General features: G+C 36.2%; 11 protein-coding genes. All 11 read right to left on the bottom strand.

The features are described 5' to 3' along the window. Nucleotides 1-34: 34 nt before the first annotated feature. Nucleotides 35-1,336 carry a histidinol dehydrogenase gene (hisD, locus tag C7958_RS01690; RefSeq protein WP_111570942.1) on the bottom strand — a complete coding sequence of 434 codons (1,302 nt, stop codon included), beginning with the start codon at nucleotides 1,334-1,336 and terminating at the stop codon, nucleotides 35-37. Beyond that, nucleotides 1,329-1,970, bottom strand: a complete 642-nt coding sequence (hisG, locus tag C7958_RS01685) for an ATP phosphoribosyltransferase (RefSeq protein ID WP_111570941.1) — start codon at nucleotides 1,968-1,970, stop codon at nucleotides 1,329-1,331. The genes hisD and hisG overlap by 8 nt, the downstream gene beginning before the upstream one ends. After that, entirely contained in the window at nucleotides 1,970-3,235 is a 1,266-nt protein-coding gene (gene hisZ, locus C7958_RS01680; RefSeq protein WP_111570940.1) for an ATP phosphoribosyltransferase regulatory subunit, read from the bottom strand. Before hisZ ends, hisG begins: the two co-directional genes overlap by 1 nt. Nucleotides 3,236-3,458: 223 nt before the next feature. Beyond that, nucleotides 3,459-4,451 (bottom strand): aldo/keto reductase, encoded by a 993-nt coding sequence (locus C7958_RS01675; protein WP_111570939.1) that lies wholly within the window; start codon nucleotides 4,449-4,451, stop codon nucleotides 3,459-3,461. Between the two features lie 209 nt (nucleotides 4,452-4,660). Continuing rightward, complete coding sequence (locus C7958_RS01670; RefSeq protein ID WP_111570938.1) at nucleotides 4,661-5,635, bottom strand: Rpn family recombination-promoting nuclease/putative transposase; 975 nt, start codon at nucleotides 5,633-5,635, stop codon at nucleotides 4,661-4,663. A 189-nt stretch (nucleotides 5,636-5,824) separates the two neighbouring features. Beyond that, entirely contained in the window at nucleotides 5,825-8,872 is a 3,048-nt protein-coding gene (locus tag C7958_RS01665) for a glycoside hydrolase family 3 N-terminal domain-containing protein (RefSeq protein WP_111570937.1), read from the bottom strand. A 33-nt stretch (nucleotides 8,873-8,905) separates the two neighbouring features. After that, nucleotides 8,906-10,255, bottom strand: coding sequence for an alpha/beta hydrolase-fold protein (locus C7958_RS01660; protein WP_111570936.1), 1,350 nt, complete (start codon nucleotides 10,253-10,255; stop codon nucleotides 8,906-8,908). Nucleotides 10,256-10,553: 298 nt separating this feature from the next. After that, nucleotides 10,554-12,008, bottom strand: coding sequence for a glycoside hydrolase family 1 protein (locus tag C7958_RS01655; protein ID WP_111570935.1), 1,455 nt, complete (start codon nucleotides 12,006-12,008; stop codon nucleotides 10,554-10,556). Nucleotides 12,009-12,243: 235 nt separating this feature from the next. Next, a complete protein-coding gene (locus tag C7958_RS01650) occupies nucleotides 12,244-14,136 on the bottom strand; it encodes an oxidoreductase (protein WP_111570934.1) in 1,893 nt (630 codons plus the stop codon). A gap of 973 nt (nucleotides 14,137-15,109) precedes the next feature. Then, nucleotides 15,110-16,507 (bottom strand): PTS transporter subunit EIIC, encoded by a 1,398-nt coding sequence (locus C7958_RS01645; protein WP_111570933.1) that lies wholly within the window; start codon nucleotides 16,505-16,507, stop codon nucleotides 15,110-15,112. A 337-nt stretch (nucleotides 16,508-16,844) separates the two neighbouring features. Further along, nucleotides 16,845-17,699: IS4 family transposase (locus tag C7958_RS01640; protein ID WP_111570932.1), on the bottom strand; the 855-nt coding region annotated here is incomplete at its 5' end.

Here is a 17,699-nt window from a genome sequence, read left to right as displayed (position 1 = left end):
AAAATACTAAATCTACATTTAGCTTTAAACTACTTTAGTTTTCATTTCTAATTCTAACTGAATTAGCGTGGGCATCAAGACCCTCACCTTCTGCCAGACAGATCACATCATCACTTGCTTCTTTAAGTGCCTCTCTGCTGTAGTAGATAAAACCAGAATATTTGACGAAATCCCGTACTGATAAAGGTGAAAAGAATCTGGCAGTTGAATTTGTAGGCAGGACATGGTTTGGACCTGCATAATAATCTCCAACTGGCTCCGGAGTATATTCTCCTAAAAAAATGGAGCCTGCATTTTCTACTGCCGGCAGCAGCTCAAATGGATTTTTAACTGCCAGCTCCAGGTGTTCGGGAGCAACCAGATTGATCATTTCCACTGCTGCTTCCTGGTCTTCAACCTCAATCATCAGTCCGAATTCTTCCAGTGATTCCTTGATGATTTCTTTTTTGCTCATTTTTTCAATCTGTTTTTCTAATTCTTTCTCTACCTTCCCGATCAGCTCCGGGGCATCGGTAACTAAAATTGAAGAAGCCAGGGGATCATGTTCAGCCTGACTCATTAAATCAGCTGCAATATAGGCCGGATTGGAATCTTTTTCTGCCATAATTAAAATTTCACTGGGTCCAGCAATCATATCAATTTTTACCTGGCCAAAAACTAATTCTTTAGCCATTGAAACATAAATATTACCCGGACCAACAATAATATCAACACCCGGCACAGTTTCGGTTCCATAGGCTGCTGCAGCTACGGCCTGAGCCCCACCAATCTTGAAGATTCGATCAACACCTGCAATCTCAGCTGCTGCCAGGATAACAGGGCTCACCTTTCCTTCCTTATCAGGTGGGGTCAGCATTATGATTTCTTCAACTCCCGCCACTTTGGCCGGGATAACTGTCATTAAAACTGAAGATGGATAAGCTGCTCTACCTCCAGGTACATAAACTCCTGCTCTTTTTAGCGGCCTGCAGACCTGACCGGTGATAATCCCCGGTTTTTTCTGCTTCTGCCAGGATCTGTCCTTTTGCTCAGCATGAAAGTCTTCTATATTAGCAGCTGCGTTTTTTAGAGCTTCTTTAAAATCCTCATCCACTTCTTTAAGTGCAGCCTCAATTTCTTCTCCACTTACCTCCAGTTCTGAAGCTTCAAATTTAACTCCATCAAAACGCGAAGTATATTCTAAAACTGCGAGGTCACCATTTTTTTGAACATTTTTTAAAATTCCTGCTGCTATTTCTCGATATTGAGCCAGATTATCACCAGAACGACTATCCAGCATCTTTTTAACCTGATCCACATTTTTTCGGCCATCTTTAATCCTTTTTATATTAAGCATCATTATCATCTCCATTTAATACTTGATCCAGAGCTTCAATAATAGAAGCAATCTCCTCCTGCCTGGTTTTCATACTTACCTTGTTAACCACCAGACGCGCAGACAGGTCTCTAATACTCTCATAGACTACCAGCCCATTTTCTTTTAATGTTCTGCCGGTTTCTACAATATCCAGAATGGTATCTGCCAGACCGGTCAGAGGGGCAAGCTCAATTGAACCATTTAATTTAATAATCTCAACCGGTTCTCCCTTTTTGCGGAAATAACGGCGGGTAAAATCAGGATATTTAGTGGCTACCTTACGCTCCAGTAATGTATCTTTTCGATCAGGCAGTCCAGCCAGAGCAAACTCACAGACTCCGTAATCTAAATCTAGAACTTCGTAAAGATCACGATTTTCTTCCAGTAAGGTATCCTTGCCCACAATTCCCAGATCAGCAGTCCCATATTCCACATAAATCGGTACGTCTGCTGGCTTAACTAAAATAATTTCAAATTTTTCGCTTTCTATTTCAAAAATCAATTTGCGTGATTTAAGCATATTTTCGGGTAAGTCATATCCGGCCTTCCGGAAGAGCCTGACTGCTTTTTTTGCCAGCCTTCCTTTGGCCATGGCAATACAGAGATTCTCCATTATTCCCACTCCTCTATTTTATTTAAAATCAGGTACTCTAATGCTTCCTTCTGATTTCTTTCAATTTCTGCACTGGAACCGCCATACTGTTTTAACTCCAGCTGATCAGCCTGCAGAGAAATCACAAAATCTATCTGCTGAAAATCCAGGTATTCTCTGCCGGCACCGTTATATACTTCTGTCACAAAACCTGCATTCCGCAAATCTTCCGCCAGTTCATAGGCAAGTTTAAAGTCCTTATCCTGCTGATAGGAAATCAAAAATCTTTTTTCCAGATCTTCACTGAAATTTTCTGTTCGATTTAAATAGTCAAGCAGGTTTTCTATTTCCAGAGCAAAGCCGACGGCAGGTTCTTCAACACCAAATTTTTCTGTCAGATTATCATAGCGTCCGCCACTTGCCAGCAGGTTGCTGTATCCTTTAGCATAGCCTTTAAATATCAGGCCGGTATAATAGCCGTGACGGGAAATCAGCATGGGATCAAAGGTAATATATTTAAGAGCTTCAAATTCTTCCAGTTTATTAAATAACTTTTCTAAAGTCTTTAAAGCATCTTTGGTCTCCGTTGATAAAGGCATTTTTTCCAATTCTTTAACCACTTTTTTGGGAGCACCAAAGAGTGAAGGCAGTCTTAATAAAACCTCTGCTGCATCCTCTGTCAGTTCAATATCTTTAATATAGTTTTTGATTCCAACCTTATTTTTAGCTGCCAGCAGCTGGCGCAGTTCGCTTTTTTCAGTTTCCGCAATGTTTAAATCCGCAAAAATTTCGTTGATTAAATCAGCATGACCGATATCTACCAGTGGTTCTTCAACTCCAACTTTCTGCATTGTTTTAATTAAAAGCAGGATCATTTCTAAATCAGATTCTAAACCATCTGAACCGATCAATTCAACTCCAGCCTGAGTTTTTTCCTTGAGGCTTAAACTCTGAGAATTTTTTGACTGAAAAGCCGAACTTAAATAGGAAAATTTAAGTGGTCGGGGACTATCCTGAAAACGACTTGCTGCCAGTCGTGCGATCGGCATTGTCAGATCCGGTCTTAAAACTAAAATTTGACCTTTGTCATCAACTACTTTAAACATCTCGCTTTTATCAACCAGCCCTTCTATACCTGCATACAATTCTAACGACTCAAGAGTTGGGGTAATAACCTCTCGATAGGCATTGGCTTCAAAAACCTCCCTGATTGTCTGATAGATAGCTCTTCTTTTCCGCAGTTCTGCCGGTAAAATATCTCTGACACCTTCTACAAATGCATTCATTTATTTTGCCTCCCACTTATTATTTTAGTTCTTTACCATGTTAAAGTATTAAAGCGTTGTATCTATTATAATTATATAATCCGTAGCTGTCAAGTTATTTTGGAAATTTCTTATACTATATACAAATTTCTTATACTATCTTAATTTTAACACTATTTGCAGTGAAATTAAAATTAGAAAAGGCCTATCAGAAAAAAAGCTTCTGACAGACCTCTAAATTGCTTTAAAAATAATTTATATTCTTCTGTTCTTCTAATCTATCTGTTGCCGGCGGCGGAGTAATTGAGAGTTCAGTTATTTCTTTTCTCCATTCCTCAGTCATCTCAATATCCAGTGCTCCCAGAGAACCCTTAAGCTGTTCCAGGTTGCGGGCTCCGATAATTGGAGCAGTGATCGCAGGATTGGACTCTACCCAGGCAACTGCTAATGATGCCGGATCAACACCTCTTTCTCGAGCGTGATTGCTAAAATCCTCTGCTATTTGATAATACTGTTTTAAACCATAACGGGTTGCATAATCTTCTCTTTCTACCAGTCTACCTTTATCAGGCCGCTTATCTTTTCCATACTTACCGGTTAATAGTCCACCACCAAGGGGACTATAAGAAATAACACCCATGTTTTCTGCTACAGCCATCGGTAAAATTTCAACTTCTGCCTGTCTTTTAACCAGATTATACATCGGCTGGATCAACTCGAAACGGGCCAGACTCTCCTGACGAGAAATACCGAGCGCCATTTCTATCTGCCAGGCTGCCCAGTTGCTGACTGCCGGATACAGAATCTTGCCTTCTTTAACCAGATCATCCATTGCTTTTAAAGTCTGCAGCATATCTGTTTTCGAATCAAAGCTGTGGACAAAATAGAAGTCAATCCAGTCAGTCTTCAATCTTCTTAAACTGGCTTCTACTCCCAGTTTAATATGACGGCGAGAAAGTCCTTTTGCATTAACATCTTCCGCCGTTTTCCCAAAGACCTTTGAAGTAATAACCAGCTGATCCCGACATTTATGTTCCTGCATAAACTTACCCAGTAGTTCTTCAGAGCGGCCTTCATTATATACATCCGCAGAATCAAAAAAATTAATACCCCGATCACGTGCTTCCTTAAACATCTTACGCGACATATTTTCATCAGCAATTCCACCAAAGGACATCGTTCCAAAACAGAGTGGAGAAACCTCTACACCTGTTTTGCCAATAGTTTTATATTCCATTATTTATCCCTCCCGGATTGTGTACTTTCTATTATTATTATATTTAATCTGAAAGATGATTACAAATAATTCTTAAAACTTAATTTTAATAATGAAAAAAGCAGCTGCATTAAGCAACCGCCTTTAATAATAGAAGTTATTATTGTTTTAAATAATTTTCCAACTATGTTGTTTTTTATTTTATAAAAGCAAATTCTAAATCTATCAAATTAAAAATTTAAACTAGCAGTAAATTCTTCTAAAGAATCATGATTTCGTATAGCATGCTTAATCTCTTCTAATTTATTGTAATCATTTATCTCCTTTATATCCTCTATAATATCCTTGCTTTTCAGTCCAAATTTCAACTCAAGTGCAAATTCAATCATCTCATGCATATTTTCGATTTTTCCTTCTTCTCTACCTTCTTCTTTGCCATCATGATAAATCTTTTCTGCTATAGTCATAATTACAGCACTCCCTTCAGTTGAAATGTTTTTTGATTTTTGCTCCAACTCATTTAAAGAAATTTCCTCTCCTGTATTTAAAATATAATTCACAACGGTTTCAATATATTCAAGTCCAGTTGTTTTTTCTCTTAGTTCAATTAATAACGGCAGAACTTCCCGCAGCCCATTATCAAAATTATCATCAAAAATATGCGATATTAATTTCAAAAATAATCTTAACTTGATCTGACCCTTTATCTCTGCATCAGAGTATTTGGAAAAATCATAAAGTAAGTACTTATGATCAGGTATATAATCTGAAATAGCCTCTGAAGTCTCTTCAACTAACCCAGATAATCTGCTGCCATAATTCCATTTTCTTTTTCCATGGTAAATAAGAATCGGTATAATAGGTGGCAGTCTTTCATTTTTAGTCTGATTATCATAAAGCTCCCAGATATCTGTAATATAGCCCAGCATCTGGATTGGAGTCATTTTATCAAAATAGCTTTTATGTTCAAATAATAGATAAATAAACCCGTCTTTGCCATCGATACTTACATTATATAAAATATCAGAAAAACTTTCTGCTAAATCTTTATCTATAAAACTATCTTTAGCTATCTTAATATCTGTTAAATCAATTTCTTTTAAAATATTATCTGATAGGTAGTTTTCTAGAAAATCTACTGCTACTTTTTTATCACCAAGAGTTCTTTTAAAAAGAGAATCATGTGGACTTTTTATAACATCCAATATATTTCCTCCATCTCTCTATTTATATTTTACCATAACTTAACGATCAAGTTCAATGATAATATAAATATTATACCATTATTTGTAAATTATAGCAATATTATTAATTGTTTTTTTAACTCTAAAAAGCTCCAACTACTTTAACTGAGTAATTGGAGCTTTTTAAATGTTTTATATTTTTATTGATTTCTATTTAATTATTCTTTCCAGCCTTTCAGCTGCTCTATCAAGATCAACTTGTTCTAATTCAGCTGCATTTTGATAAACTGCTTTAGCATTTCTTAGAGCTTCATTTAATTCTTCCCATTCCTGATCTGTGTAGTTGCCTGCATTTTCTGCCTGAGCAAGATTAATTAAGATAGAAAGCTGATTCGGATCAGCCAGATTAACAGGACCTGTTTCGTTAACTACCAGAGTTATTCTAAATACTCTATCCAATTTGCCAGCCGCTGCAGCCCTTAGCTTGAGCTGCTCACCATACTTATCAGTTTTCTCAACTGGAGTTCCTGCAAGCACTCCATTCTCAAATTCAAATCCAGCCGGTAGATCACCACTAATCAATTCTAAATTTGCAGGCTCTTTAGTTTTTATTTTAGCAGAATACTCACTACCCAACTGTCCCATTGGTAGAGTCTTAGTTTCTACTGTAACATAATCAGCTGTAGTGTTGCTATTTTCAGCTGTTTGAGGTTTTTTCAGAGGTTCGCGACGATATTTTTCTACCCGGTGATCATCAATTACTCCATCCCAATCCAGACCAAAGGCAAAATCATAATAATTGCCTGCCGAATCCTGATAGACTTCCATATCTCTTGGTAAGTCTTCAGCCTGGTTTTCAACCTCTGCCATATCTTCCGGCATCTGCAGTGGTAATAATCCAGATGGTTCTTCTCTACCACTTAGAATGTCTAAAACAGCATTATCACTGGCAGTAAAGCGGAGTAAAATAGCATCAGCCAGGGGATCAACTTCTTTAAATATCATTGGATTATCCAAATTAATCACAGTAATTACAGGTTTATCTCCCATAGCCTTTTTGGTATCTAAGAGCTGCTGGTACTGGCCGAAGTTAGTGGCTGTCATCTTTCTGTTTTTATAACTTCGATTTAAGTATTTACTGCTTGCTGTTCCTTCAATTTCTGTTATATTTCTGTAATCTCCAGCTATTGAAACATCTCGGGCTTCTACAGCTGTATATTCACTGTACTGTAAAGTTAAAGGATAATATCCATGATCATAGGGGTATTCTTCAAAATCATATGGAGCCTTTTCACCCGGTGACCAGCCACCGCCAAACATTGCCCAGCCAATCGGTGGTTCAATTGGACTCTGGGGACTATTCATTGTTACTACAGCAAGATCAGCTTCCTCAGAAGAGTCAACTACAGTAAAATCATTTTCTGCTCCTTTAAAAATATATTCCCCTTCATGTTGCGGAATATATATTGCTGTGTCTTCTGCTAAAGGTAGTAAATCATTTTTATTTTTGAGCATTATAATTGATTTAAGTTGAGCTTCATAGCCTTTTTCTACAAATTCCTCATTACCCACTAAATCTGAAGATTCTTTTTCATCAAGATATGGATTTTCAAACAAACCTGTTCTAAAGATATTTTTTAAGAGTCTAACTGCTGCAAATTCCATATGATCTCTAAATTCCTCTTCGGTTCCTTCTTCTTCAGCTAATTCTACTGCTTCTAAAATATAGCGGGAAGTGTTTCGACCACCAAACTGATTGACTCCTGCTTCTATCAACAATTTTGATCTGGCGGCAGTGTCCAGTGGTTCTATCGCAGGTCCCCAACCCCGGCCACCATCAACACCCCAGTCAGTACAGATTACTCCATCAAAATTATACTTATCCCTTAATAAATCACTAATTATATATTCAGAATAGGCGTTGGATAAGTCCTTACCGGATGGATCGACATTATAAGAAATGGTGTAATAAGGCATTACTGCAGTGGCCATTGTAGTATCACCATTTTCTCCGACTAATCCTCCATCAACAAAAGGAATGGTATGGGCATCAAAATTATTGCCCGGGAAAACAGAATACTTACCAAAATCACTGTGAGCATCACGTCCACCTTCACCAGCTCCTCCACCAGGCCAGTGTTTCATCATTGCATTTACACTGTCATATCCCCAGCCTGTTAATTCGCCATCAGCAAATGTACCCTGAAAACCACTTACATAAGCTTCAGTCATATCTGCAGCGAGTTTTGGATCTTCACCAAAGGTTCCATTTGTACGATTCCAGCGGGGTTCTGTTGCTATATCAATCTGAGGTGATAAAGCAGTTGAAATACCGAGTGCCCTATACTCTTTTGATGCTATCTGAGCAAATTCTTTGACTAATTCTGGATCAAAGGTTGCTGCCAGACCTAAAGAATTTGGCCAGAGTGAAATAGTTCCTGTATTGTCAGAATAATATTCAACCCCAACTGCTGCACTGTGGCGGGGATCAGAACTATTATTTGCGGGAATTCCAAGTCCCAATTTTTCAGAAATAGCCTGAATATTATTGTTCCAGGGAGCTGCAACTTCTGCCGGTACTTCTCCTGCCATTAAAACATGTCTGAGATCATCATTAGCCAGAAAAGTCACCTGAGCTTGAGTCGGCATAGAGTTTTCCCAGCTAGTTTGATGGCTGCTGTATAACATTAATCCTGCAATTTCTTGATAGCTCATTTGCGAAGCTAAATCAGCAGTACGTTCATCTACACTCAACCGCCAGTCCTCATACGGATCAAGTTTTCCATTTTTATTTAGGTCCTTATAAACTGGATAGTCCAGAGTCCCGGTTTCTAACTCCTCTGCTTCCACAATAGAATTATCATCCATGCTTCTAATCTCTATTCCTGAAGAATCAGAATATCCTAATTCAACAGTCTTGTCTGCTGAAGTACTTTCTATTATATTTACATGGTCTTCTGCAATCCACTGGGCATAAAGATTTAAATCACTATTTATTTCTTGAGTCGGATCAAAAGCATTATACTGTTCTTCTGATTCGGAAGTATACCAACCGGCAAAAACATAACCCTCTCTTTCGGGTGGATCCGGTAATTCTATTGTTTGATTTCTCTGAACAATTTTACTATCTATTTCCAGACCAGATGTATAAAAGGTGATTTTGTATTCAGAATCCTGAGCCAGTGAGTTATTCATCCAGACAAAAACCAGTACAGCTAAAATAAAAAATATCAAAATTAATTTACTATTTGTTCTCATAACGACACTCTCCTCTATTTAAGATTCAGGATTTTAATCTTCTAATTCCTGGTTAGCCAGCCAGTTTTGAATATAGGTAGTTTTTCCATTGATTTCATTACTCAGATCATTATTATAAACATAAATCCAGGACCAGTGACCATTATATTCATATGGTTTACCATTCTCAGTTAGATGTTTTCCGGAAGTATCTATTACTCTTTTGGGATAAGATAAATGAACATTTTGAGCCCCTTCTTTTATTAACCTGTCATAGAGTGGAATAGTAAAACTGGGAGCAGGAAGGACACTATCAGTTGCAGCTGAAACAAACCAGATATTCTGATCTACTAATTTATTAATATCTTCGTCAGTTAAGTATTCATAAGTCATTCCATGACATACGGGGTATAGAGCTGCAAAATAACCTGGATAATCAATACCAAGTCTTACTGTAATAAAACCACCATTGGAACAACCACCAACATAGATTCTATCTCTATCAATCCCCATATTTGATTTTACATAGTTTTCAATTAGGTCCATCAGCGCTTTAGTATACTTGGAGGTATACGGCCTACCATTTTCATCTGAGTCGGGAGGCAGATGTTCAAAATCTCTTTCCTTAGCTCCTGGATGCATCCATCTGGTTGGTGTTTGTGGAACAAGTACATAAGCACCATCATAAATATCCTGTATTTCTTCAGCAGCAAAATTAACAGATTTATTTGCTGCTAGAGGAATCGTTGAGTCAGTTCCTCCTTCACCTCCACCATGAAGCCAGACTATCAAGGGCTTTTTAGTCATATCTTTAACTTCAGGTTCATAAGCTGCATAGGTTAAATCAATCTCACCATTAATTGAATCATTATAAAATGAAGAGCCAGTAACAAATTTTTCTATCTGAGGTCTAAAAATCTTATTTAACTCTGTAATCTCAATTCCACTTAAAGTTCCGGTTTCAGCTTCAATATCTTTTAGCTGAGAAATTGTGTATTTAACATCAATCCAATTATTCCCACCCTGATCAGAAATATAATTAAGAGCGGAATCCAGACTTAATCCTGGTCCAACTTCTAATTCTAAAGTTAGAAATTCTCCTGAATCCAACTTTTCTCCTTTTGAATCTGAAACATAAGCCGCTTCAATTTTTCGCTGGCCCTCTTCTAAAAATGAATCTTCTAATCTCGGATCAGATCTTTTTACATGAACCTCAAAAGTATTCCAATCAACCATTTCATTATTTATTGTTTCTCCGAGATTAATTATTACTTTAGTTGTACTTGTTCCCCAATCAAATACCTTATCGACTCGATTGTAATAATTGTGACTTTCTGCCTGAACAGCTGCCATCCCCCCAAAAATTAAGACAAGAACAATAAAAAAACTAATTAATTTTTTCATTTACTTCTCCTCCTTTGAGTTTTAGTCATAGTTCACGACAACAGCAGAGATACTCCCCCTTTCAAATTAAACATTTTTGAAAATAATAAATATCTAAATATATTATTAGTATAAATTATTATTATCTATATTAGGAATATTTTCCTTTTCTTAATTAACATTATATAGCAAATATTTTGAATAATCAAAACAAAATAAAGTGATATTTAAAAAGTTTAGATGATCTCTCTCCATTATTAAACCGAAGAGAAATCATCCTTTATATTCTTTTTTGTGCAGTTAATTTAATGATCTTTATTTATTTTTTATTTTCAATCTCTAATTCTTCTCCGTTGGACTCTATAACATTCTGGTACCAGTAAAAACTCTGCTTAGGTTTTCTTTCTAAAGTTCCTGAACCATCATCATGTTTGTCAACATAAATAAAACCATATCTTTTTCTCATCTCTCCGGTGGATGCACTAACCAGATCAATACAGCCCCAGGGGGTATATGCTTTAAGATCTACACCATCTTTAACTGCTTCTTTCATCTGTTCAATATGGCGGCGCAGATAGTCAATTCTGTAATCATCATTGATACTGCCGTCCTCTTCTACCTCATCTCTGGCTCCCAGACCATTTTCGACCACCATAAGTGGTATTTGATAACGGTCATATAAATAATTTAAGGTATATCTTAAACCTTTAGGATCAATCTGCCAGCCCCAGTCGCTGGAATCAAGATAGGGGTTTTCCACTCCTCCAATTATATTACCACTGCTCTGATCCTGGTCTGGATCTGCAGTCACACAGTTGGACATATAATAGCTGAAAGTATAATAATCTACTGTTCCTTCCTTTAAAATTTCAAGATCTCTCTCTTCCATTTCTACTTCTATCTCATTTTCTTTAAAGTAGCGGTCAATATAAAAGGGATATTCTCCTTTTACCTGAACATCGCCGCAGAAATAGTTTACTATTTGATCTCTCTTTTGAGTTTCAATTATATCATCAGGATTACAGGTTCTGGGATAGAAGGTTGCCTGAATGTTCATACTTCCAATCTGATAATCAGGATCAATCTTGTGACCTGCCTTTACTGCCAGAGCACTAGCTATAAACTGATGGTGTAAGCCCTGAAATCTTAACTGCGGTTCATCTACCTGATCGGTAAAATCAGTCGTTTCTTCATTTAAGATTCCCAGTGATAAAAATCCTCCCATGGGCATTGTGCCTGAATTAATTTCATTAAAGGTCAGCCAGTATTTAACCTTGCCCCTATATCTTTTAAACAATGTCTCTGCGTATTTAACATATAAATCAATTAACTCTCTCGCTGCCCAGCCATTATATTTTTCAGTCAGGGCAAAGGGCATCTCATAATGAGAAATTGTTATTAAAGGTTCAATATCATGTTTTAAACATTCATCAATTACTTGATCATAAAATTCCAGACCGGCTTCATTTGGCTCCTCTTCCATTCCGGTCGGAAAGATTCTGGTCCAGGCAATGGAAAAACGAAAAACCTCAAAGCCCATCTCCGCCATTAGCGCAATATCTTCCTTATAGCGGTGATAAAAATCTATAGCCTCATGTGAAGGATAAAAAGTATCCTCTTCGATTTCTCTGGTAATTCTTTTTGATTGTTCGTGAGAGCCGCCGGTACAGACATCAGAAATAGAAATGCCCTTACCATCTTCATCCCAGGCACCTTCACACTGATTGGCTGCAACTGCTCCTCCCCACATAAAATCATCTGGTAATATTGTCATCTTAATCACCCTTCTTATTATATTATTTTCTTATACAGACTCTGCTAACTTTTCTTCCTGCTTTTTAACCTGTTCCCCTTTCTGCTACGGTTTAAATAAGACATAACTTAAAGAAAAGGAAACTAGAAGTGAAATTACAAGTGCAATAACTCCATTAATCATGTTTACAAAACCTTTCATTGTATAGGATACTAATAAAAGTTTGAAAACCAGACTCCTTATTTATATTCCATAATCATAAATTTAGAGCAATTGAACAACCTTCAAGTGTAGCTTCCATAACTGTGCGAGCCCTCTCACAGTCACCTATCATTGCCGTGTCAGGTGTAATACCATAAAAGGCTTCAGCTGCTTTCTTATCAGGTTTTAATCCTACTGCTAAAATTACCGTATCAGCCTCAATAAATCGTTCATTAGAACCCTTTTCTTCAACAATTACACCATCCTCTGTTATTTCTTGGCACTTTGTTTCAGTTAAACGGGTTAAGGTATCAGCTTTGTCCATTTTCTGACGCAGACCTATTCGATATAGATCATTTCCACCAGCAGCCAGTTCTGAAGTCATTTCAATAATACTTACATCATGTTCTTTAAGCAAGGAATATTCAAGCCCTAGTTCACAGCCAATACTCCCTCCTCCTATAATAACAATTTTATTACCTATCAGTTCAGAATTATATATCGCTTTAACAGCTGTAATAACATGTTCTTTATTCACACCAGGAATAGAAGGAATAACAGGCTCTGAGCCTACAGCAATAATGAGCGAATCAGGATTAATATCCTTAACCATTTCGGGGGTTACTTCTACGCCAGTTCTTATATTAACATCAGACTCTTTAACTTGGCGTATTATATAGTCGAGATATCTCTTTAAATCAATTTTATATTCTTCATAGTGGGAAGTTCGTATAAGACCGCCAAGCTTTTTTTCCTTTTCAAAAAGAATAACCTCATGTCCTCTTTTAGCTGCTATCTGAGCTGCTTTAAGACCGCCAGGTCCCGCGCCAACTATTACTACTTTTTTGCTTTTTTCAGCTTCTTTAATTTTCTGCGGAATCCTAGTTTTATTACGATAACGTGGATTTACTGAACAACCTACATTTCTACGATTTGATGCTATATGATAACACTGAAGGCAGCGTATACATGGCACAATGTCTTCGGCTCTTCCTTCCATTGCCTTTTGAGGCCAGTCGGGGTCAGCTATAAGCGGTCTACCAAGTGCAACCATATCTACTTTCCCATCTGCTAACAGTTCTTCTGCTTCTTCAGGTGTCATAATTGCTCCTACCACTGACACTGGAATATTTACATTTTCTTTTACCTCAGACGCCCAGTCAACATTAGGCATATGTGGTTCAAAGATTGTTGTTGATGCATGAACATTGCCTTCAAGATTAATATCCAGTCCTGCAGAAATTTGTACAGTGTCAATAAGAGGCTCTACCATTTTGATAAATTCAACTACATCCTGAAACTCAATAGAGCCTTCCACCCACTCATAAGCACTAATTCGCATATCTATAGGAAAATCAGGTCCAACAACCTCCCTGACACGTTCAAGTATTTTCCGGGGAAATCTGGCTCTGTTTTCCAGACTACCACCATATTCATCACTTCTTTTATTAAACAGTGGTGAAAGAAATTGTGCCGGCAGCCAGCCATGGCCAAAGTGCATAAAAATCATATCATAACCTATATCCTTTGCATTCCAGGCTGTTTTACCATACCATTCTAATGTTTCTTCCATCATTCTTTCATCCATAGAAATCACTTCAGTACCATCATCACGAACAAACCCTGTCGGTCCTACAGCATAATCTTTAACTCTGGCATATTGTCCAGCATGAGCTATTTCCAGTGAAGCTTTGGAACCTGCTTGGCGGGCAGTTATTAATTTTTCTCTGGTGCCTTCCACTTCATACTTGGCGAAAGCATAGGGATCATCTGCACTTGACCAGCTCGACTTACCCGGTTCTACAAAAACACCTTCAGTAATTACCAGTCCTGCCCCACCCAAGGCTTTATCATCATTATTATAAGCACCTGTAGGTGTGGCAATAATTCTATTTTTAAGCATAAGCCCATTTATTTTAATAGGTTTAAATAAATTAGGGTATTTCATTATTAAATCTCACTCTCCTTTTCAATTCAAATCTTCTTCCTTATTGGCAATAATATTTTTATACCAGTAAAAACTATCTTTACGGTATCTATTTAAGGTTCCATTACCATCATTATCTTTATCAACACAAATAATCTTCTTATATTTTATCTACAGCACCAAGACCATTTTCCACACAAAATAAAGGTATTTAATATCTATCATATATATTTGACAAAAATATTCTTATTTAATCTACCACCCTCATTCTGAAGAGTCTAAATAAAGATATTTTTACCTTCTAGCGTATCACCTTGGCTTTTTTCTCCCTTATCTTTTTCTGCTATTACTACCAGACTCATATAATAAATCCAATATAATAAACTGTGTCTTTCTGAATTATCTTCAGATCATCTGGCTCTATGTCAATATTAATTTCTTTTAAATTTATTTTTTTTGATATTCAGGATAGTATCCCCTTACCAGTGCATCGGCAAAGAAATACTCTGTTACCATTGCTTTTTAGCTGCCAGGACATCCTTTAGGCCAAGTGCATTAGGATAAGTTGAAGTATACAAAAGCACAAATTCTATCTTAAAATCGTAATTAATATTAATACTGTGTCCCAATTTTAGCTTTTGTACTGGCAACAAACTAATGAGGTGCAACCGGATAAATAACTTGCTCTCTATTTTCTTCTTCCTTAATTTTTAGTACAGCTGTAGTAAATAGCTCCAGTGTTTGGATCGGGTATAATTAATTAAACAGTTTTTTCTCGGACATGATATAATAAGATAATACCAAATTAAATTGGAGGAAAATATCATGCCTACTAAATATCCTGAAGAAGTCAAAAGAAAAACGGATAAGTGATTATTTATAACCTAACATAAACAACCTCCTATTATATTCCAATTTAAACAATTTTCATAATAAGCAAACGCCTTAAAGATACCATGGTATCCTTAGTTTAGCCACTTACTATTTAGGTAAACTAAACTTCTTTTTCTGCTTTTTTATTTTCTCTCCTATCCATGAAATAGGTTAAACCAAAAGCTACTGAAAATGAAACTACTATACTAATCACATACCCGACAATTTTTGGACTTGCCATAAATGCAGGGAATCCGAATAATCCTGAAAAAGCAAACGCTGTCACATAGACATTCAGAAGACCACTTACCAATCCTCCCAGAGCACCACCAGCAATTAAGGCAATAAAATATTTTTTCTTTTTAAAAAGCACGCCATAAATTCCCGGTTCAGTAACTCCAGATAGAAAGTTAACAAAAGCAGCCGAGCCCGCTACACTCTTCAACTTATTATTTTCAGTTGTTAACCAGACAGCAAAACATATACCCAGCAGAGCATAGTTTCCTAAACCGCCTGTGGCTAAGGTATATTCATAACCATGTTCTGCTAAATATTGAAGTTCTAATGGAAGTACTACCCAGTGCATACCTGTCATGATTACAAATATGAAAAATGCTCCAAAAATAACTCCTGTTAACACTAAGTTAGTTTCAATTAAATATTTATAAACAAAAGCAACCCCGTTTGCCAATACACCTCCAATTGGACCAATTACCATTAATGTCAGAGGAACCATAACTAACAACGAAATTAAAGGAATAAATATAAACTTCATCGATTTAGGTAAATGTTTTTTTAAAAAATTTTCCAGATAAGCATAACCATACATTGCTAAAATAACCGGTATAACTGTTGAAGCAAAGCTCATTGCAGTAAAAGGAATACCCAAAAATGTTATCTCTTTACCAGTCTCTACAATTCCTGTAATATTTGGTTCCATTAAAGCAGCTGCTATAACAGCACCAGTATAGGGGTTAGCTTCAAATTCCTTGGCAGCAGTAAATGCTAGTAAAATTGGAAAAAAATAAATCAAAGAATTTCCAGCAGCAGATAAAATAGCATAAGTTGAACTTTCTGCCGATAAAATCCCTATGTTATTTGCAATTGCAATTAAACCCTTGATAATTCCTGCAGTCGCCAGCACGGGAATATAGGGAGTAAATATAGCCGAAATAGTTGCTAGAAATTTGTCAAATAAAGACTTCTCACTTTTACTGCCCATTTTATCAGCATCATCTATCTCTTTATCATCTTCAAGACTGCCCTCACCAAATAGTTCGGTTTCATCAACAATTCCCTGATACACTTCGCCTACTTCTGTACCTATTACAATCTGTAAAGTTTCTTTTGTTTCACGTATTCCTAAAACTGAATCATCTTCTTCCAGAGATTGTATATCAACTTTACTGTTATCATATAATTTAAAGCGTAATCTGGTCGCACAATAACTTATAGATTTCACATTTTTTGTTCCACCAATTGCTTTAATAATTCTTTTTCCTGTATCTTTATAATTCATCTTAATCCCCCTTGTGTTATTCTAAATTATAGAAACTAATTAAACCAAATAATTTATACTCCATTTTGTCTTTTGATATAGTTTATACTTACTCCACTTTTAAGTTTTGCCCTATCAATATATTTGTTTTTTCATTCTCTTGTTGACTTTGTTCTTTAAGAAAAAATTTCACTAGCATTGCATAAAAATATTTAAGCATTGTCAAATTTGAGTTATTGGTAAAGTATACTATCTACAGAATATTCAGTCACTACCCTATCCTTTTTTTTGAAAAAGAGATAATGGAGTATTAAGAGATAGCCTTTATCCACATTTTACCATAATATATTTGTTCTTGTTACAGAATTACTGGATTGAATTCTGTTGAATATAAAAGTTCTGTATCTCCTGCCATCACCTGCCTTTCGGTTAACTGATAGATTTTTTCGTAATCTATCACCCTGCGACCTTTAGAAGTGCGTGATGGTGGTCGATTTATCTTTCTGATAAAAGCTTTTAGACTCTCAAACTTACAGGCTTTAAAATATTTAAGCACCTTAAATAAACTCTTATCTGTATTGGCTTCTCTTTTTAAGAGAGTAAGTAATACAAAGCTGATTAAAGCAGTAAATATCTGTGATTTAACAGCATTCTCACTGTGTCCATAAAAGACTTTAACATGTAGATGCTGTTTGATCCACTTAAAGAAAATCTCTATCTGCCAGCGATCTCTGTAGTATCTGCTGATTAATGCTGCAGAATGTTCAAAGTCGTTTGTAATTAATCTAATTGTACTGCCATGGTTTTCTCTGTCAGGTATTTCTAAGATTCTCAAGATATTCTCCATCTGTTTGTCCTGTTTTTTGTCACCTAAAAGAACAATCGAATCTTTAACTTCCTGGCCATCAACAATTACAGTTTTAGATTTTAGAACCTCAATTTTAGCATTACTTTTGAGCCTTGATAAAAAGAGAATACCGGCATCACAGTAATTGTCAAAACTCTGATAGTCAACATAGGCCCTGTCAAAGACATGGAGAGTGTTTTTATCCTGAACAATTAAGTTATCCATTTTAGTTTTATCTGCACCTTTAGCGGGAGTGATCTCAACTTTATCAGGCATAATATCTCCATCATAAATGATGAGAGTATGTATTTTAATTCCTGCTTTTGTTGATCTAAAATCAGCCCAGGGATAATTACTTAAAGCCAT

Source organism: Halanaerobium saccharolyticum, assembly GCF_003259895.1.
Classification (GTDB): Bacteria; Bacillota; Halanaerobiia; order Halanaerobiales; family Halanaerobiaceae; genus Halanaerobium; species Halanaerobium saccharolyticum_A.
This window is presented reverse-complemented; position numbering and strand designations above follow the sequence as displayed.